At 58.5% G+C, this 17,698-nt stretch carries 16 protein-coding genes; 12 read left to right on the top strand and 4 right to left on the bottom strand.

The window, feature by feature from the left end; all coding sequences use genetic code 11:
* Positions 1 to 61: 61 nt before the first annotated feature.
* From ADIMK_RS08245 to ADIMK_RS08210, 8 genes are all read left to right on the top strand, one after another.
* Positions 62 to 1,252: an ABC transporter substrate-binding protein gene (locus tag ADIMK_RS08245; protein ID WP_036186070.1), complete on the top strand. Its 1,191-nt coding sequence runs from the start codon at positions 62 to 64 to the stop codon at positions 1,250 to 1,252.
* Positions 1,253 to 1,314: 62 nt separating this feature from the next.
* Positions 1,315 to 2,172 carry a branched-chain amino acid ABC transporter permease gene (locus ADIMK_RS08240; protein WP_036186068.1) on the top strand — a complete coding sequence of 286 codons (858 nt, stop codon included), beginning with the start codon at positions 1,315 to 1,317 and terminating at the stop codon, positions 2,170 to 2,172.
* Complete coding sequence (locus ADIMK_RS08235; protein WP_197027502.1) at positions 2,172 to 3,182, top strand: branched-chain amino acid ABC transporter permease; 1,011 nt, start codon at positions 2,172 to 2,174, stop codon at positions 3,180 to 3,182. The genes ADIMK_RS08240 and ADIMK_RS08235 overlap by 1 nt, the downstream gene beginning before the upstream one ends.
* The gene (locus tag ADIMK_RS08230) at positions 3,182 to 3,937 is read left to right on the top strand and encodes an ABC transporter ATP-binding protein (RefSeq protein ID WP_036186066.1); all 756 of its coding nucleotides are present in this window, start codon (positions 3,182 to 3,184) and stop codon (positions 3,935 to 3,937) included. Before ADIMK_RS08235 ends, ADIMK_RS08230 begins: the two co-directional genes overlap by 1 nt.
* The gene (locus ADIMK_RS08225; protein ID WP_036186064.1) at positions 3,934 to 4,626 is read left to right on the top strand and encodes an ABC transporter ATP-binding protein; all 693 of its coding nucleotides are present in this window, start codon (positions 3,934 to 3,936) and stop codon (positions 4,624 to 4,626) included. The genes ADIMK_RS08230 and ADIMK_RS08225 overlap by 4 nt, the downstream gene beginning before the upstream one ends.
* Before the next feature lie 21 nt (positions 4,627 to 4,647).
* Positions 4,648 to 5,916 carry a Zn-dependent hydrolase gene (locus ADIMK_RS08220; protein WP_231517020.1) on the top strand — a complete coding sequence of 423 codons (1,269 nt, stop codon included), beginning with the start codon at positions 4,648 to 4,650 and terminating at the stop codon, positions 5,914 to 5,916.
* A 3-nt stretch (positions 5,917 to 5,919) separates the two neighbouring features.
* Positions 5,920 to 7,338 (top strand): amidase, encoded by a 1,419-nt coding sequence (locus tag ADIMK_RS08215; RefSeq protein WP_036186062.1) that lies wholly within the window; start codon positions 5,920 to 5,922, stop codon positions 7,336 to 7,338.
* 4 nt (positions 7,339 to 7,342) lie between these two features.
* Positions 7,343 to 8,254 carry a LysR family transcriptional regulator gene (locus ADIMK_RS08210; RefSeq protein ID WP_036186059.1) on the top strand — a complete coding sequence of 304 codons (912 nt, stop codon included), beginning with the start codon at positions 7,343 to 7,345 and terminating at the stop codon, positions 8,252 to 8,254.
* Here the strand turns inward: ADIMK_RS08210 and ADIMK_RS08205 are convergent.
* Both ADIMK_RS08205 and ADIMK_RS08200 read right to left on the bottom strand, forming a co-directional pair.
* Positions 8,244 to 8,774: a response regulator transcription factor gene (locus ADIMK_RS08205; RefSeq protein ID WP_036186057.1), complete on the bottom strand. Its 531-nt coding sequence runs from the start codon at positions 8,772 to 8,774 to the stop codon at positions 8,244 to 8,246. The two genes, ADIMK_RS08210 and ADIMK_RS08205, sit on opposite strands and share 11 nt — an antisense overlap.
* Positions 8,771 to 10,048, bottom strand: a complete 1,278-nt coding sequence (locus ADIMK_RS08200) for an ATP-binding protein (protein WP_231517019.1) — start codon at positions 10,046 to 10,048, stop codon at positions 8,771 to 8,773. Before ADIMK_RS08200 ends, ADIMK_RS08205 begins: the two co-directional genes overlap by 4 nt.
* 224 nt (positions 10,049 to 10,272) lie before the next feature.
* On the opposite strand from ADIMK_RS08200, the gene ADIMK_RS08195 reads away from it, so the two are divergent.
* The 3 genes from ADIMK_RS08195 to ADIMK_RS08185 all read left to right on the top strand — a co-directional run bounded on the left by ADIMK_RS08195 (position 10,273) and on the right by ADIMK_RS08185 (position 14,456).
* Entirely contained in the window at positions 10,273 to 11,889 is a 1,617-nt protein-coding gene (locus ADIMK_RS08195; protein WP_036186054.1) for a methyl-accepting chemotaxis protein, read from the top strand.
* 111 nt (positions 11,890 to 12,000) lie between these two features.
* Positions 12,001 to 13,584 carry a peptide chain release factor 3 gene (locus ADIMK_RS08190; protein ID WP_036186052.1) on the top strand — a complete coding sequence of 528 codons (1,584 nt, stop codon included), beginning with the start codon at positions 12,001 to 12,003 and terminating at the stop codon, positions 13,582 to 13,584.
* A 50-nt stretch (positions 13,585 to 13,634) separates the two neighbouring features.
* A complete protein-coding gene (locus ADIMK_RS08185; protein WP_231517018.1) occupies positions 13,635 to 14,456 on the top strand; it encodes a TatD family hydrolase in 822 nt (273 codons plus the stop codon).
* Here the strand turns inward: ADIMK_RS08185 and ADIMK_RS08180 are convergent.
* Both ADIMK_RS08180 and ADIMK_RS08175 read right to left on the bottom strand, forming a co-directional pair.
* Entirely contained in the window at positions 14,447 to 14,851 is a 405-nt protein-coding gene (locus tag ADIMK_RS08180; RefSeq protein ID WP_036186049.1) for a hypothetical protein, read from the bottom strand. The genes ADIMK_RS08185 and ADIMK_RS08180 overlap by 10 nt on opposite strands.
* A gap of 30 nt (positions 14,852 to 14,881) precedes the next feature.
* Positions 14,882 to 16,792 (bottom strand): beta-ketoacyl synthase, encoded by a 1,911-nt coding sequence (locus tag ADIMK_RS08175; RefSeq protein ID WP_036186047.1) that lies wholly within the window; start codon positions 16,790 to 16,792, stop codon positions 14,882 to 14,884.
* Between the two features lie 231 nt (positions 16,793 to 17,023).
* Between ADIMK_RS08175 and ADIMK_RS08170 the strand changes: the two genes are divergently transcribed.
* Positions 17,024 to 17,686 carry a YiaD family glycine zipper/OmpA-like lipoprotein gene (locus ADIMK_RS08170; protein ID WP_036186045.1) on the top strand — a complete coding sequence of 221 codons (663 nt, stop codon included), beginning with the start codon at positions 17,024 to 17,026 and terminating at the stop codon, positions 17,684 to 17,686.
* Positions 17,687 to 17,698 lie beyond the last annotated feature (12 nt).

The following is a 17,698-nucleotide window of genomic DNA, read 5'->3' as shown; positions in this document are numbered from 1 at the left end:
CGCAGTGCCCAACCTCGAAGCGAAAAATAAATACTCAAAGCCCAAGAAAGAGGTAACCAGAATGCAAGCGTCAAAATGGAAGAAGCTGTTGACAGTGGCTGTTCTCTCCGCCGCTACCACCGCAGTCTGTTCAGCCGAGGAAGTCACCGTGTACGGCGTAAAGTCGCTCTCGGGATCCTTCGCCAGTTACGGCAAGTACGCCGACATGGGGTCCAAGCTGGCGGTGGAGGATTACGGCAATCTACTGGGCAGCCCGGTGCGTTATCAGGCGATTGATACCGAGGGCAACGCCGGCAAGGCGGTCCGTAAGGTGCAGGAAGCGATTAGCCAGCAGGGCGCCCGTTTCTTCAACGGCGCCACTCTGTCATCGACGGCGTTGGCGATTGGCAAAGAGGTAAACAAGGTCGGCGGCGTGTTCATGACACCCGCAGGCGCCGATGAGTTGACCGGCAGCGACTGCAATATGGCGACCTTCCGCTGGTCGGTGCCGACCTACGGCGCGATCCACGAAACCGTTGAGCCGATGATCAAGGCGCACCCTGAATGGAAGCGCTGGTATACGATCACACCCCAATACGTCTTCGGCGAGGCGCTGCTGAGCAATGCCAAAGCTGTTTTCGAGGCCGAAGGTATCGAGCATGTGGGCAATAGCTATCACTCTCTTCAGGAGCAGGAGTTCTCGGGATACCTGACCAACGCCATGGCGGCTAAACCCGATGTACTGCTGCTGCTTAACTTCGGTTCTCAGTCCTCCAATGCGTTGCGTCAGGCGGTGAACTTCGGGCTGAAGAACCAGATGAAGATTCTGGTGGCCTGGTCCTCGGGTCTTGATCAGCTGCAGGAGCTCGGAGCCGATGTGGCCGAGGGCGTCTATTTCGGCGCTCAGTACTGGCACACCGTTGATACGCCAATGAACAAGGCGCTGGTCAAGCGTGTGCGCGAAGCCTATGACATGAATCCGAACTATCCGATGGCCGCTGACTACATCGGGACCACTGTAATTCTGGATGCGATTGCCAAGGCGGGCACAACCGAAGGCGCAGCGGTTGCCAAGGCGCTTGAAGCGACTAGCTATCAGGGTCCGACCGGCGACGAGGTGGTACGCGCAGCCGATCATCAGGTGCTGAAGAACTACTACCTGCTCAAGGGTAAAGCCGCGTCCGAAATGCAGGACGATGACGACTATGTCGAGATCGTCAGCTCGGGCAAGTCGTTCCCGGACGAGTCCTCACTGGAGTGCACGCGTAGCTGATACGCATGCCGTGCCCGGCGTGGCCGGGCACGGATATCCGTCCCAACGCAGGAGCAAACCTGATGAGTCTGTATCTGTTCCAGGCGCTGAATGGCATCGGGCTGGGGATGATCTACTTCCTGATCTCGGTCGGTCTGACGATCATCTTCGGTCTTCTGAATTTCGTTAACTTCGCTCACGGCGCCTACTATCTGCTGGGGTCCTACCTCTGCTTTACGCTGGTGTCCCTGACCGGAAGTTTCTGGCTGGCGCTGGTGATTGCGCCGGTGGTCGTGGCGATGCTGGCATGGGTCACCGAAAAGACCTTGATCCGTCGTGCCTACCATCTGCCGCATACCTTTCACATCCTGATTACCCTGGGGATCGCGCTGATCATCCAGGAGCTGAGTATCGCGATCTGGGGGCCGATCGGAAAAACCGTGGCCGTCCCCGATGCGCTCAGCGGCGTGATCAGTATCGGAGACTTTTTCTATCCCAAGTACCGCTTGTTCGTAATTCTGTTCACCGCGGTAATTGCACTGGCCCTGTGGCTACTGCTCGAAAGAACGCGCTTTGGGGCCCTGGTGCGTGCCGGCAGCGAGGACGCCCAGACGGTGTCGTTGCTCGGTACCCACATCCACAAGCTGTTTGCCCTGACGTTTGCGCTGGGTGTTGGGCTGGCGGGGCTGGCCGGTGTGCTGGCAGCTCCTATACGGGGTGTACATCCCTTCATCGGGCCTGAGGTGCTGGGTCTGGCATTCGTGGTTGTGGTGATCGGCGGCATGGGCTCTTTCAGTGGTGCTCTGGTGGGCGGTTTGGTTGTGGGCCTTGTACAAAGCCTGATGACTACGCTTTGGCCTCAGGGGGCGAGCCTCATGATCTATGGCGCCATGGCTGTGGTGATATTGCTTAGACCCTATGGTCTGTTCGGGAGGGCATGATGACTAAACCGAATGCGCAAACCTCTATTTTCAGCGGTGTCACGCTGGCCGCACTGGCTGCGGTGATCCTGATGCCGCTGGTGTTACCCTCGGCAACGCTGGCCACCGAGATACTGATCTTTGCGATGGCGGCGCTGGGCTGCAATCTGCTGCTGGGCTATACCGGGCTGCTCTCCTTCGGTCAGGGGATCTTCTTTGGGGGCGGTGCCTATATCGCTTCCCTGAGCATGATTCATCTCGACTTCGGTCTGTTCGGTGCGTTGGTCGCCGCGATGATCGCAGGATCGTTGCTGGCAACTCTGGTGGGCGCACTGGCAATTCGACGGACGGGGATCTACTTCGTCATGCTGACGCTGGCGTTCTCGCAGATGGCCTACTTTCTTGCCTATACGCTCAGTGACTGGACCGGCGGCGATAACGGCCTGCTGGATGTTCCGCGCCCGGCGTTGTCACTCTTCGGGTTTGAACTCGCCGATCTGACATCGAGTTACGCCTTCTATGCCTTCGTGGGTGTGCTGTTCCTGGCCATTTTCGTGTTCGCCCGGCGGGTGATTCATTCCCCGTTCGGCACCACCTTGGTGGCGATACGCGAAAACGAGGGCAGAGCCAGTGCCGTGGGGTTCTCGACCAATCACTTCAAGCTGCTGGCGTTCGTGATTTCAGGCGGCATTACCGGAATTGCCGGGGCGCTCTACGCCATGCTGCTCAACTTTGCGCCGCTGTCCAATATCGAACTGTTGATGTCCGAGAACATCCTGATCATGACCATTATCGGGGGCACAGGCTCTCTGCTGGGGTCGCTGCTCGGTGCCGGGACGATCGTCTTGCTCGGAGACCTGCTGTCGTCCATCTGGCCTCGCTGGATGATCATCCTGGGTGTTGCGTTGATTGCGGTTGTGCTGTTCATGCCATCAGGCCTGTGGGGTGGAGTGGAATCGCAGTGCAAACGCTGGAAAGAACGACGCTGCACCGCAGGTAAAACAAGCGGCAAAGCGCAGGAGGCCAAGTGATGAGTGACTATATTCTCGAAACTGAAAACCTTGGCCTGCGTTACGGTGCGTTCGCCGCACTGGGCAGCGTCGACCTGAAAATTCGTCGCGGCAGCATCCACACAGTGATCGGACCGAATGGGGCCGGCAAAACGACCCTGTTTCATTGCCTGACCGGAGAGCGCAGACCTTCAAGCGGTCGGATTCGCTTTGCTGGACGGGATCTGACGCGTCAGCCACCGCATAAGCGTGTTGCGTCGGGCATGTCGCGCTCGTTCCAGATCACCAGCCTGTTTCAAAACCTGAGTGTGCGCGAAAACCTCCGTCTGGCGGCGCAGGGCCGAGACGGACTGGGGGCGTTGGCGTTCTGGTACTCGGATACGCACCGTCAGGAGCACGTGCGTAAAGCCGATGAAGTGCTCGAACGGATCAAGTTGACCGCCCAGGCCAATACCAGTGCCGGCGATCTATCGCACGGACAACAGCGTGTGCTTGAAGTGGGCATGGCGCTGTGCAGTGATCCCGAGATGTTGCTGCTCGATGAGCCCACCTCCGGTATGGGGGTGGATGACATTCCGGTGATGACGCGACTGATCTCGGAGCTTGGGAAAGATCTCACGGTGATGCTGATCGAGCACAACATGCGTCTGGTTATGTCCATCTCTGACCGGATTACGGTCATGCATCAGGGCAATATCCTGATCGAGGGCGATCCGGATCAGGTGCGTGGTGATGAGCGCGTCAAAAAAGCCTATCTGGGGGAGAGCGGATCGTGAAACTCGAAGTCAAAAGGATTCACTCCTACTACGGCAAAAGCCATGTGCTCGAAGGTGTCTCGCTGGATGTGGAGCCGGGCGAGCTGGTCACCCTGCTGGGCCGTAACGGTGCCGGAAAAACGACGACGTTACGCAGCATCGCGGGCATCGTGCGTCCTGCCGAGGGCAGCATCCGATTCAACGGCGAAGAGTTGGTCGGTCGGGAAGTGTTCGAGATAGCGCGCAAGGGGATATCTCTGGTGCCTGAACACCGCGGCATATTCGGCTTGTTGAGCGTTGAAGAAAATCTGGCCATTGCTGTGCGCTCAAGCAGTCGCTGGAGCTTGTCCGATGTGTACGACATGTTTCCGCGGCTTCATGAGCGACGCAAGAACGGCGGCAATGCGCTCTCTGGCGGGGAGCAACAGATGCTCGCGATTGCGCGGGCGCTGGTCAACGATCCGAAACTACTGCTGCTGGACGAACCGACAGAAGGGTTGGCGCCGGTGATCGTCGACGAGATCGTTCGCATCTTGGAGCGTATCAGAGCGGCCGGCGTTTCCGTGCTGCTGGTGGAGCAGAATCTCGCGGTGTGCGAGCGACTGGCTGACCGGCACTACGTGATTGAACAGGGGCAGATCGTCTACACCGGAAGCGGGGAACAGTTCCGTGCGGAGCAGGCAATTAAAGATCGCTATCTGGCGGTATAGGGCACGAGGTAGGAGCGAGTGATGGATATGAAAATCGACCGGGCACCGCTGGATGTGCCCTTGACCGTGGATCGGGACCGGCTCTGGAACAGTCTGATGGAGCAGGGGAAGATTGGCGAAACCGACAAGGGCGGACTGAATCGCCTGGCGTTGACCGAGCTGGACCGTCAGGTGCGCGAACTGTTTATCCGCTGGTGCGAGGAAGCGGGATGTTCGATCAGAATCGACCGCATCGGCAATATATTTGCCCGTCGCGCCGGCACCGATCCTGACCTGCCACCGGTTATGACCGGCAGTCATATCGATACCCAGCCAACAGGAGGCAAATTCGATGGATGTTTCGGCGTTATGTCGGGTCTGGAAGCGATCCGCCGGATGAATGATTTGGGTATTCGTACCCGCGCCCCTGTTGAAGTGGTGGTGTGGACCAATGAAGAGGGTTCCCGGTTTCCGCCGTGCATGATGGGATCGGGTGTTTTTACCGGGCAGTTCGAGCTTGAACCGACGCTTGAAACCCGTGATGCCAATGGCATATCGGTTGATGCGGCCCTGCACCAAATCGGCTTCGCCGGTGAGAGTGCCGTAACCGGCCATGCTGTGGGTGCCTATTTCGAAGCGCATATCGAGCAGGGTCCGGTGCTGGAAGATGCACACAAGACCATAGGGGTTGTGATCGGCGCGCTGGGGCAGAAATGGTTCGATGTCAGTATTGAAGGGGTGGAGGCTCACGCGGGCCCAACGCCCATGCATCTGCGTCGGGACGCCGGGCTGGTTGCGGCGGATTTGATCACCTGCGTCAACCGTCTGGCACTTGAGCATACCCCGCACGGGCGTGGAACCGTTGGCTGTCTGGATCTGTTCCCGGGGTCGCGCAATGTCATCCCCGGGCGCGTGGACATGACCGTCGATCTGCGTCATCTGGAAGCAGAGGCGCTGGATGCCATGGTTGCTGGTTTGAAAGCTCGGGTACAGGAGCTGGAAACCCGCTATCAGGTGCGTATCAGCCTGACACCTACCGCCGATTTTCCACCTCTGAATTTTGCTGCCGAGTGTGTGTCATCGGTCAGAACGTCCGCAGAAGCACTTGGCTACAGCCACATGGATATTGTCAGTGGGGCTGGACACGACGCTATCTTCCTGGCAGATGTGGCGCCTTCGGGAATGATCTTTGTGCCCTGTGAAGGCGGTATCAGCCATAACGAGCTCGAGCGGGCCGATCCAGATGATTTGGCCGCCGGGGCCTCGGTGCTGCTCAATGTTCTGCTGTGCGCAGCGGGTCGGGAGGGTTGATGGGTGAAATACACTGATTATGACGAAATCGCCGAGTTTGATGCGCTTACCCTCGGACGGCTATATCGATCCGGAGAGTTGTCCCCGGTCGAGGCAACCGAAGCGGCGCTGCAGCGCATCAGCGACTGCAATGACGCCGTAAATGCCTACTGTCATGTTGCGCAAGAGAGTGCACTTAGCGAAGCCCGGGCATCGGAACTGCGGTGGCGAAGCGGGCAGCCGCTTAGTGCGATCGACGGTGTGCCCTCGTCCATCAAGGACCTGACCAAAGTGGCGGGCATGCCGATCAGGAGTGGGTCTCTCACCAGTTCGCCAAGTCTGGCCGAAGAGGATGCGCCATTCAGCGCCCGCATGCGCGAGGCCGGTGCGGTGATTCTGGGTAAAACGACAACCCCGGAGTTTGGCTGGAAGGGGGTCACAGACAGTCGCATGACCGGCATTACGTCGAACCCCTGGGATACCGGTAAAACGGCGGGTGGCTCGTCCGGCGGGGCGGCTGCGGCTGCCGCATTGAATATGGGCGTGCTGCATCAGGGCAGTGATGCCGGGGGCTCGATTCGGATTCCCGGTGGTTTTTGCGGCGTATTCGGTATCAAGCCCACGTTTGGCTATATACCGCAATGGCCGGCCAGCGCCATGACGACGCTCTCCCATCTGGGGCCGATGACGCGCACGGTTGAAGACAGCCTGCTGATGATGGATGCGGTGGCCCGCCCGGATAGCCGGGACTGGTACTCCGATCGGACGTTAGGCACGCGTTGGAGTGATATCGAGGACAAACCTCTCAACGGTCTGCGCGTGGCCTATAGCCCTACGCTGGGCTATGTCGCGGTCGATCCCGAGGTGCGCAAAACTGTCGATCAGGCGGTCGCCAGGCTGGCTGAACTCGGGGCGCAGGTGGAGGAGGTCGATCCGGGGTTCAGCGATCCGGTCGAGATCTTTTCGACCCTGTGGTTTGCCGGTGCAGGCAAGGTTGTCAGCGGCATGAGCGAGGCTCAACGGGCACTGCTTGATCCGGGCTTTCGCGCTATCGCTGAACAGGGCATGCATATCAACATCGTTGACTATATGAAGGCGGTGGATGCCCGCGCTGCGCTCGGGGTGCAGATGGAAAAATTTCATCAGCGCTACGATCTCCTGGTGACGCCCACCCTGCCGATTACGGCTTTCGAGGCCGGTCGTGATACCGCAAACGATCAGCAGCGCTACTGGATGGAGTGGACCCCTTTCTCCTATCCGTTCAACCTGACTCAGCAGCCGGCGGCGACCCTGCCGTGCGGTTTTGTCGCGGGTTTGCCCGTGGGCTTGCACGTGGTTGCGGCGAAGGGACGCGATGATCGGGTGCTCAATGCCTGTCGTCGCCTGCAGCGGGTTTTGCCGATGCCTTGGCTGTCCCGCCCCAAGATGTCTGGCGAGCGTTAGGACGATGAAGCGGTGCGTGCTCGGCCAGATCAGTGACATCGATCTGCGTCTGCTGAAGGTGTTTCGCACGGTGGTGGAGTCTGGCGGCTTTGCTCAGGCTGAGGTGGCGCTTAACGTCAGCAGCTCCGCCATCAGTGCCAGTATGGCTGATCTGGAAAAGCGGCTTGGCTTGCGACTATGCCAGCGGGGCCGCGCCGGATTTGCGCTGACCGATGAGGGGCTCAAGGCCTATCTGGCGCTTCAGGAACTGCACACTGCCTTGGACTGTTTCAGGGCGGAGATTAACTCGATCCACCGCCAGCTCAAGGGCGAGTTGGTAATCGGTATTACCGATAACCTCGTGACACTGCCACACATGAAGATCACCCGGGCACTGGCGTCGCTCAAGGCGCAGGGCCCGGATGTGCAGGTCGACATTCGCATGATGTCGCCGGGGATTGTGGAGCGGGGCGTAGTAGATGGCCAACTGCATCTGGGGGTTGTGCCGCGGGTGCAGAAAGTCTCCGGCCTGAATTACCATCCGCTCTATAGCGAAACCTCGCGCCTGTACTGCAGTGCCGAGCATCCGCTGTTTCCGGTTGTCGATGACGAGATCGGCGAATCGCAGCTGGCGGCACATGAGGCGGTCGGGCAAAGCTTTGCACCGTGTAAATCCGTGACGACGCTGCTCGATCAGTTGAATGTGACGGCGAAAGCGTCGGATCGGGAGGGGATAGCGTTCATGATACTGACCGGGCTATATGTCGGCTTCCTGCCTGACCACTATGCCCGCCGCTGGGTTGAATCCGGTCAGATGCGTGCCCTGTGTGCCACTCGCATGAGCTACGATCTTGACTATGCCGCGATCGTGCGCAAAGGCGGGAGTCCCAGCATGGTGCTGGATACCTTTCTGCAATCGCTGGAGATCAACGTCTGACCGGTCGCTTCTGCAGTTTCCTCTGTAAGGTGCGGCGATGCATCCCCAGTGCCCGGGCCGTGGCAGATATATTGCCCTCGTTGGCTGCCAACACCTTCTGAATATGTTCCCACTCAAGGCGGTCCACTGACATCGGATCGTGGTTGATAGGCTGCTCGGCGTTGGCGGATACCTGTTGCAGCGCCTCCAGTATCTGGTCAGTGTCGGCGGGCTTTGGCAGATAGTTGACCGCTCCTAGCTTGATAGCATCCACGGCGGTGGCAATGCTGGCATAGCCGGTCAGTATCAGGATCCGCACATCCGGGTTGATCGCTTTCAGCGCCTCTATAAGCTCAAGCCCAGAGGGCCCCTCCATCTTCAGATCCACGCTGGCCAGAGCCGGTGGTTGTTCCTGTGCGCATGTAAGGGCTTCACTGACGTTGCGGGCAACGCTCACGTTATATCCGCGGCGGGTCAGCGCTCTGGATAACACGCGGGTAAAGGTGGAGTCGTCATCGACGACCAGAAACTCGCTGCTCATCGTGTATTCTCGTGTGTGGATGGAATCGGCAACCGGACTTCGGTCAGTGTGCCGCCTTGGGGATGATTATACAGACGTACATCGCCGTCCTGCTGAGCAAGCGTCGTCGCGGTGAGGAAAAGACCGATACCCAGTCCTTTACCCTTGGTGGTGACGAACGGCTTGCCAAGATCCGCGGCGGTGGCCAATGGGAGGCCGGGCCCCTGGTCATGGATGCGCAGCCATATCTGCTCCTGATCCCAGCTCAGCTCAATATCGAGGGTGTCCTGCGAGGCATCGGCTGCGTTGTTGAGTAGATTGGTCAGCGCTTGTAGTAGTTGGATTGAGCAGCGCACCTGTGGAGCCTGTGGGTGAGTTTGAATCTGTAACCGATAGTTGGCTTCGGGGCGCATCAGCTGCCATTGATCCAGCAGACGGTCCAACATGTCGGTGGCCGGCGTCAGCTCCGAGCGTCCGGCTTGCTGGGCATTTTGTGCCATCGCCTGTAAACGTTCTGAGCAGGCGGAGACCTGTTGCTGTAATAGGGCAATGTCCTCGGCCAGCTCACCGTCAGGATGGTCCAGTGCCATATCGCGCAACACCACACTCATGGTCGAAAGGGGGGTGCCGAGTTCATGCGCGGTACCGGCTGCCAGTGTGGCCAGAGACAGCAGCTGCTGGTCCTGTATGCGGCGTTCGCGCGCGCGTGCGAGCCTTAACTCCTGCCGGTGCATGGTCTGCTGCAGTCTCACGATAAACCAGCTGATCAGCAGCACGCTGAACAGAAAGTTGAGCCACATGCCGGTGATATGCAGGTCGAAAAGCGCCATCAGGCTGTGCTTGTGTCCGCTGGTGTTGGGAATCACCGGGATGTAATAGCGTATCAGCGAGCTGTAAAAGGTGACGACCAGTAGCGCAACGAGAAAGGTGTAGCGCCAACCCAGTGTGGCTGCGGAGATCAACAGGGGGATCAGTAGCAAAAAGATGAACGGGTTGGTGGCACCGCCGGTCTGGTAGATCAGGGCTCCGTAGAGCACCGCATCGGCTACCAGCTGTGAGAATAGCTCGGCTTCGGTGACAGGCCAGGCCGAGTGTAAACGCGCGTAGGTAAACAGGTTGATCAGTGCCAGTACGCCCAGTGTGCCGGCGGTCAGCCAGGCGTTGATCTGAAGGTGTAGTACATAGAGTGCAAACAGCAGAGCGGCTGAGAGCCCGAACAGGGTGACAGTCCGAATGTAGGTCAGCTGCAGCAGGTGGTCATGGAAGCCGGAGATCGGCGCTGTCGATTTTGACACGGAAACTCCCGTCACGAGGGCCAGCGCCAGAGTATAGCCTGAGGGTTTACATATGGCATGAGGCATAAGGTCGCAGCGCTAGTCGATTATAGTGTCTTAACTTGTATGCATTTGTTGTGTAAAAGCGTAGGATTTTTATTATCAGGGATGAGAATCAAAGCGTGCCTAGGTGCCTGGACAAGCTTTACTGAGCGCGCGCAATAAAAATTTACAAGAGGATTCTCATGAGCATTCACAGTGTTCGAATCAAGAGCTCCCTGCCTATCCTGCTGTTGGTGGTAACCCTGCTCGTTACTATCGTTCTTTTTTCCCGTCTGCTTGGCTTGCAGCGTGATGTAATTGATGCCCAGAGCGAAATGTTTCTGCCGGCAGTTTCCGCTGTGCTTAACGCCGACCGTGACCTATATCAGGCGCGTGAAGCGGAATTGAACCTGATGGCTGGATTCGGTAATGCGGAAGAAGAAGAGAGCGCCCGGGTAGAGAATGCCCAACAGGTAAGGGATCGATTCGGTAAGTACCGCACGTATCTGGCGCAATACCCTGAGGTGGTCGATCAGTTCGAAGGCTTCGATAACGCTTACCGGCAGTGGCGCGAGGCATCCGATGCGATGGTGGCCGGTAAGGGCTCCGCGTCAGCAAATTTTGAACAGTTACGTCAAACGGAAGTGGAACGCTTCTCTGCGCTTCGCGACATACTGGATTCCGCCGGGGAACAGGCTGAATCGGCGGCTGCCGATATGCGCAACCGGGTTGCCGGCGAGATAGGCCATGCACGCGAAGTCATGTTTATCGTGGTCGGTGTTGCGCTGCTTATCGCGCTGACTATCAGTTTCCTGATACCGCGAAAGTTGAGTCATCAGGTCAAGGATCTGACGCGAAACATCGCCCGCATCGCCGAAGGGGATGGGGATCTGACGGCCCGAATCCCCGTCAACAGCCGGGATGAGCTCGGGGAGCTGGCCGGTGAATTCAACCGTTTTGTCGAAAAACTGCAGGTGCTGATTACGTCGATCATGCAACAGTCATCGGCGTTCGGGCGGCTGGTCGACAATTTGACCGATGCCTCGGATCGCAGCCGCTCCATTACCGTCAGTCTGGATTCTGCCTCCAGCGCCATTGTCAGTGCCGTGCATGAGATGAGCATGGCGAACAAGGAGATGGCCGGCGTGGCGAACGGCACGGCCGCCGAAGCGGAATCCTCCGGTGCGCTGGTTCAGCGCGGACTCGATGTGGTGGCGCGTACGCACAAGGTCATCAGCAGTCTGGTCAACGAAATGGACCGCGCGAGATCCAGCTCAGAGGCGCTTGAAAACGAGTCGCGGGAGATCGCCTCAGTTGTGGATGTTATCGGTGGTATCGCCGAGCAAACCAATCTGCTGGCACTGAATGCGGCCATTGAGGCGGCCCGTGCCGGTGAGCAGGGCCGGGGGTTTGCGGTCGTTGCCGATGAGGTCCGCGTGCTGGCCACTCGTACACAGGAGAGTACCGGGCGTATTCAGGGCATGATCGAGCGGCTGGAAACCAGCGTCGGGGAATCGGTCAGGGTGATCGACAGCAGTAAACGAGATGCCGATCACTCAATGGAGACGATCTCCGAGCTCGATCAACTGTTTGCCGAACTCAGTGACTCCTTCACCCGGGTCAGTGACCTGTCGATCCAGACCGCCCATGCGACCGAAGAGCAGTCGGCAGTGTCCGAAGAGATCGGACACAACCTTACCTCGCTCAGTGAGCAGACCGCCTCCGCTACGTCCATTTCGGAGTTGAATGAGCAGCTGGCAGTAGAGATTCGTGACCTTTCCCAGCAGATAAGTGAGTTGGTCGGGCGTTTTCGGGTCTGATCGATTGTTCATCGCGCGCTGATCGGCGAGAATATCGCCCTTTCGAACCGATCACTTGCCGACCCGCGTATGGCGGGTTGGCCAGCTATGCCAATCTGGAAACCAGAACCGATGTCACACTCTGTTCAGCGAGAAGTCGCCAAACGACGCACCTTTGCCATTATCTCCCACCCGGATGCCGGTAAAACTACCATCACCGAAAAGCTGTTGCTGATCGGTCAGTTGATACAGGTGGCGGGCACTGTGAAGGGGCGAGGAAGTGACCGGCATGCGACCTCTGACTGGATGAGCATGGAGCAGGAGCGTGGTATCTCCATTACCTCGTCCGTGATGCAGTTCCCGTACAAGGATCGGATCGTCAACCTGCTGGATACTCCGGGGCATGAAGACTTCTCCGAGGATACCTATCGCACGCTGACCGCGGTGGACTCGGCGCTGATGGTTGTCGATGGCGCCAAAGGTGTCGAGGAACGGACCATCAAGCTGATGGATGTCTGCCGTCTGCGTGACACGCCGATCTTCTCTTTCGTCAACAAGCTTGACCGTGATATTCGCGATCCGATTGAGCTGCTTGACGAGATAGAGGAGGTGTTAAAGATTGAAGCGGCCCCGATCAACTGGCCGATCGGCTCAGGCAAACGCTTCAAGGGGGTGTACAACCTCTACACTGATACTCTGCACCTGTTCACACCGGGCAAGGGGCATACCCTCGCCGATGAAAAACTGATCAACGGACTGGATTCCGATGAGGCCAAGGCGCTGCTGGATGACGATTACGAAGAGTTCGTCGATGAGATCGAGCTGGTGCGTGGCGCTACCCATCAGTGGGATCAGCAAGCCTATCTGGAAGGTAAGCTGACACCTGTTTATTTCGGTACTGCACTGGGCAACTTCGGTGTACGCGAGATGCTCGATGGCTTTGTCGAGTGGGCACCGGCACCGCCGGCGCGGGGTACGGAAACCCGTGATGTCGACTCCACCGAAGAGAAGTTCTCCGGGTTCGTATTCAAGATTCAGGCGAACATGGATCCCAAGCACCGCGACCGCATAGCCTTCATGCGCATCTGTTCAGGCTCGTATAATCGGGGCATGAAGATGAAGCACGTGCGCATCGGAAAAGATGTGAAGATTGCCGATGCTGTGACATTTCTGGCCGGTGATCGTGAAAACGTGGAAACGGCCTGGTCCGGCGACATTATCGGTTTGCACAACCACGGTACGATCCAGATTGGCGATACCTTCACCGAGGGTGAGAGCCTCAAGTTCACCGGTATCCCTCACTTTGCGCCTGAGATGTTTCGACGTGTACGTCCGACCGACCCGCTGAAGATGAAGCAGCTGCAGAAAGGTTTGCAGCAGCTGTCGGAAGAGGGGGCGGTTCAGCTGTTCCAGCCAATGAAGAACAACGATCTGATTCTCGGTGCTGTCGGTCAGCTGCAGTTCGACGTGGTCGTGTTCCGCCTGAAAGATGAATACAAGGTGGAATGTGTCTACGAAGGCATCAGTGTTGCGACGGCACGTTGGGTCGAGTGCAAGGACAACAAGATGTTGTCCGAATTCGAGCGCAAGGCATACGATAACCTGGCCTACGATGGCTCGGGCTTGCTCACCTATCTGGCGCCGACCCGGGTCAATCTGTCGCTGACCGAGGAGCGCTGGCCTGACATTGCGTTCCGTGCAACGCGAGAACATTAAAGCCTATCGGCTGTTGGCCACAGCGCACTGCATTGCGCGGTGGCGAGGCGTTGGTTACCGATCAGTGTGCATGCCATACTGCCTGCATGCTGATCGATAGCCACTGCCATCTCGACTTCCCTGTCTTTGACGCTAACCGTGAGCAGGTGTTGCGTCGCGCCGTTGATGCGGCCGTTACCGCCATTGTTGTCCCCGGTGTAACGGCACGCGATTGGTCGCGTGTGCTGGACCTTTGCACGCGTGAGCGTCAGGACATTCGCCTTTTTCCGGCGCTGGGGCTGCACCCCTGTTTCATGTCGGTCTATGAAGCCGATCAGCTGGAGGCACTGGCCCAGCTTATCGCGCAGCAGCGCAGCTCAGTGGTCGCCGTCGGCGAGATCGGGCTGGATTTTCAGTTAGAGCAGTTTGACGCTCAGGCCCAACTTGATCTCTTTGAGGCTCAGCTGGCAATTGCCCGGGACTTTGAGCTGCCGGTGCTGTTGCATGTGCGCAAGGCGCACGATCAGGTGCTCAAACTGCTGCGCCGTTACCGTTTGGTGCGAGGAGGAATTGTTCATGCCTTTTCCGGCAGTGAGCAGCAGGCGCGGGAGTACGCAAAATTGGGATTCAAACTGGGCTTTGGCGGGGCAATCAGCTACTCCCGCGCAACCAAGCTGAGACGGCTGGCGGCACAGTTGCCGCTGGAGTGGATCGTGCTTGAAACCGATGCGCCGGATATGCCGCTAAGCCAGTGGCGCGATCAGCCCAATGAGCCCAGACATGTGGCGGATGTCGCCGGCATCATCGCCGGGCTCAGAGGGGAGGCGGTTCATCAGATTGTCGAGGTGACCGGGTCGAGCGCAACTGAGTTGCTCGGTCTTAATTACTCGTAGAGCTGTTTATTTGCCCGCTCGAGCGCGTGCCATACGGTGTCGGTTTGTGAATTGACCGGTAAGCGCAGGTAACGGTCTTCGCTGCCGAGAGCAGTGGCTTCGTATTCGCCACGCGGAGGATTCATCAGCAGTTGGGCGAGCTGAACCGGATAGTTGGGGCCATTGATCTCACCGCCGTAGGCCTGCTCAATCTCGGGAATAACGGTCAGGGAGTAGGCCACTATAACCAGGTTATGGCAGCTGCTGCTGGCGCCGCGGCACAGTCTCAGCTTCTGCTTATCCAGCGTGTAGAACTGGTCAATGGTAGGGTCGCGCTGCAGAAGTTGACTGTCGATGCATCCTGTCACCGACAGTGACAGCAGCAGCGGCAATGCCCAGCGTTTTAGCGTGCTCATGTCGTCTCCCTCTTGATGTGCCGGTCAGTGTCAGCACATGTCCTTGTATGGGTTTGTCAGATCCAGACTGATCGGGTTTGCATAGCCTGGAAGCTCAATTTGGTGATCATTGATCGACAGATCTTCACCGGCTAGAACCTGATGGTCGTACAGGTAGGTCGGGCGTGCCAGACCTCGAATCGAGTTCTGGTCGTAGATGGCAGCCCGTTCACGCACCGCTTCCCGCTTCTCTCTCCACGCCTGCATGGCGGCCTTGCCGTGGCGGCGCTCAAGCAGCTGTTCGCCGATGTGGGGTGCAAGGACGCACGCCGTAGCGTTGTTGCCGCCGAAGCCCTTGGCGTTGATCATCACCGAGTCCATGCCGGTTTCACCGACCTGCTGGTGTTTTAGCGAGAAGTTGAGATGGCTGGTATGCACATCGTCGGCGATGGACGGTGTGGTTGTCAGGCCCGGAATGAAACCGTAGCGCCAGACCCCCAGTGCAGAGGCGATCTGGTCGCCGCCGGCCGTACCCTGAGAGTGGCCCAAATAGGCTTTGACAGCAGATACCGTCCAATTCTGTATATCGAAGGCGCGGGCGATCTCATTGATGACATGGGATTCGGTTACACGGTTCTGGGGGGTGCTGGTGCCGTGTGCCTGAACATAGCTGCGCAGGCGCAGCGAGTCCTCGCCCAACATGCTGCGCACCAGTGCTGCCGATTTTCCCAGTGTCATGTAGTTGCCGACACCGGGGGCCGAGATCGATTTCTTGTGGCCATCGGCATGAACGAACACGTCGGGCACGCAGCCGTGGATGTCAGCACCCAGCTCGATGGCCAACTCATCACTCATCAGGACCAGATACTGGCTGGATTCGCCAATGGTAAAGCCGCAGTTTTCGCCGAACGGGCGGCAGGCGCGGCGGTAGTCGTCATCTTCAAGTGTGTCGATACCGTCCAGGGCTGCCAGCTGCTTGTCTTCTGCCAGCGCGCCCATGGCGCGGAAGCCCTCGATCACCTCAGGTGTGACCGGCGCGTCTGAGCCGCCGATCATGGCCAGTTTGCACTGGCCGCTGCGGATAGCGTCAACGCCGCTCTTCAAATTGTAGAGGAAGGTCGCACAGGCGCCCAATGCGCCGCCGGTGACGCCGACGTTGCCGAGCAGATAGGCGTTGATGAAGTCGGCCGGCATCTGCGCATAACCCAGCGGCATCTGCTTGGATGTGGTGCGCTTGCCCAGTCCCGGGAACTTTGTCAGGCCGCCGAAACCGAGGTCGTCCAACTGGCCGATGGAGTTGCTGGCGAACACGGCGATCTGATCGGGAGACAGTCGGTTGAGGATCTCCTCGTAGGGGATGCCCACGGAGTTCAGCGCATCGGAGGCGGCGTACACGGCCATCTGCAGGCCACGGGGATGGTTGCGCGATTGATAAAGACGCCCGGGTTCGAAACCGGTGGGGAGCATGCCGGCGCTTTGTACCAGTGCTTCCTTGGTGTCATGGAAGATCAGGTCGCAGGGGCCTTGTACGATGACTTCGTACTGGCCGCCGTCGCTTTCGGTCACACTCCAGTTGGCTGGTATTTGTGCCGGTAACTGCCGGCGCCGCATACGAAACCGCAGTTGACCGTCGCTGCCCTCGATAGTGGCGGGTCGGTTGAAGGTAACCGCGTGAACATCGAACCAGTCCGGGTGGATGCGCCGGATCAGCGTATTGTCGCGAACGGCTGGCTCCAGAGCGTCGGCAAGCCCGTCGGCGCTGACCCGTTCGCCATCAGCGTTGACGTAACTGCCATCGTCGAAACTGGCCAGCCCCATCAGCGTTGCCAGCCCCAGAATCGTCTCCTGTCGTGACTTGCTGTCAAGCTGATCCAGAATCAGGCGGCGGTAGCCATGATGAAAGGATGCTCGGCCGGCCGGACTGATACCACCGAAGCCGACGATGACAGGAAGCTGAGACAAGAGTTAACTCCTTGGGCTGGAAAAGCGTATGCAGATGTTGGATAAAGCTGAACTGGCTCCCATTTTATCGGTAGACGGGCGTACTGACCAGCGTGTCGACGGCGATGCGTTTCGATTTTGGTCGCTTAATCGACGGTTAAGCTAAGCTGATCTAAACAGTATGCATGGGAACCTGGACCGGCTTTGTCGGTCTGCAACGGTACTTTTCGAAATGTTTTAAGGAGTGACACCATGAAGTACAAGGCTGCAGTGGCATCGGCGCTTTCGATTGCGCTGCTCTCTGGATGTACAACCCTCGACCCTTATACGCAGGAGCAGAAAACCTCGCAGGCGACAAAGGGCGCGGGAATCGGTGCTCTGGGCGGTGCGATTCTGGGTGCGGCGGTTGCCGGAAAGGGTGATCGCAACGAGGGCGCCTTGGCCGGTGCCCTGATCGGCGGCGCTGTGGGTGGTGGTATAGGCTACTATCAGGATCAGCAGGAGATGCGCTTGCGTCAGGAGCTTGAGGGCACCGGTGTACGTGTCGAGCGAATCGGCGACGATATCCGACTGATCATGCCGGGCAATATTACCTTCGGCACTGACAGTGATCGTGTTGATCCAGGGTTCTACCCAGTGTTGGATTCTGTTGGCAAGGTGCTGATGAAGTTCGACCGCACTCAAATCGATGTTGAGGGTTATACAGATTCGACCGGATCGTTCGAGTATAACCAGCAACTTTCCGAGCGCCGTGCGTCAGCCGTCGCTCAATATTTGATGTCGGTAGGTGTTGATCGTCTGCGTCTCAACGCGCGCGGTTATGGCGAGCGCAATCCGATTGCCGATAACGGCAGTTCTGCCGGGCGGGCGATGAACCGTCGCGTTGAGGTCCGCATACGCGGCACTCAGCGCTAAACGCACTCAGGG

Origin of the sequence: Marinobacterium lacunae (assembly GCF_000705555.1) — a bacterium.
Classification (GTDB): Bacteria; Pseudomonadota; Gammaproteobacteria; order Pseudomonadales; family Balneatricaceae; genus Marinobacterium_D; species Marinobacterium_D lacunae.
This window is presented reverse-complemented; position numbering and strand designations above follow the sequence as displayed.

What these genes read in the sequence shown, in the direction of transcription:
- ADIMK_RS08245 (WP_036186070.1), top strand. Translation starts at nt 62, where the DNA reads ATGCAAGCGTCAAAATGGAAGAAGCTGTTGACAGTGGCTGTTCTCTCC.
- ADIMK_RS08240 (WP_036186068.1), top strand. Translation starts at nt 1,315, where the DNA reads ATGAGTCTGTATCTGTTCCAGGCGCTGAATGGCATCGGGCTGGGGATG.
- ADIMK_RS08235 (WP_197027502.1), top strand. Translation starts at nt 2,172, where the DNA reads ATGACTAAACCGAATGCGCAAACCTCTATTTTCAGCGGTGTCACGCTG.
- ADIMK_RS08230 (WP_036186066.1), top strand. Translation starts at nt 3,182, where the DNA reads ATGAGTGACTATATTCTCGAAACTGAAAACCTTGGCCTGCGTTACGGT.
- ADIMK_RS08220 (WP_231517020.1), top strand. Translation starts at nt 4,648, where the DNA reads ATGGATATGAAAATCGACCGGGCACCGCTGGATGTGCCCTTGACCGTG.
- ADIMK_RS08210 (WP_036186059.1), top strand. Translation starts at nt 7,343, where the DNA reads ATGAAGCGGTGCGTGCTCGGCCAGATCAGTGACATCGATCTGCGTCTG.
- ADIMK_RS08205 (WP_036186057.1), bottom strand. Translation starts at nt 8,774, where the DNA reads ATGAGCAGCGAGTTTCTGGTCGTCGATGACGACTCCACCTTTACCCGC.
- ADIMK_RS08195 (WP_036186054.1), top strand. Translation starts at nt 10,273, where the DNA reads ATGAGCATTCACAGTGTTCGAATCAAGAGCTCCCTGCCTATCCTGCTG.
- ADIMK_RS08190 (WP_036186052.1), top strand. Translation starts at nt 12,001, where the DNA reads ATGTCACACTCTGTTCAGCGAGAAGTCGCCAAACGACGCACCTTTGCC.
- ADIMK_RS08180 (WP_036186049.1), bottom strand. Translation starts at nt 14,851, where the DNA reads ATGAGCACGCTAAAACGCTGGGCATTGCCGCTGCTGCTGTCACTGTCG.
- ADIMK_RS08170 (WP_036186045.1), top strand. Translation starts at nt 17,024, where the DNA reads ATGAAGTACAAGGCTGCAGTGGCATCGGCGCTTTCGATTGCGCTGCTC.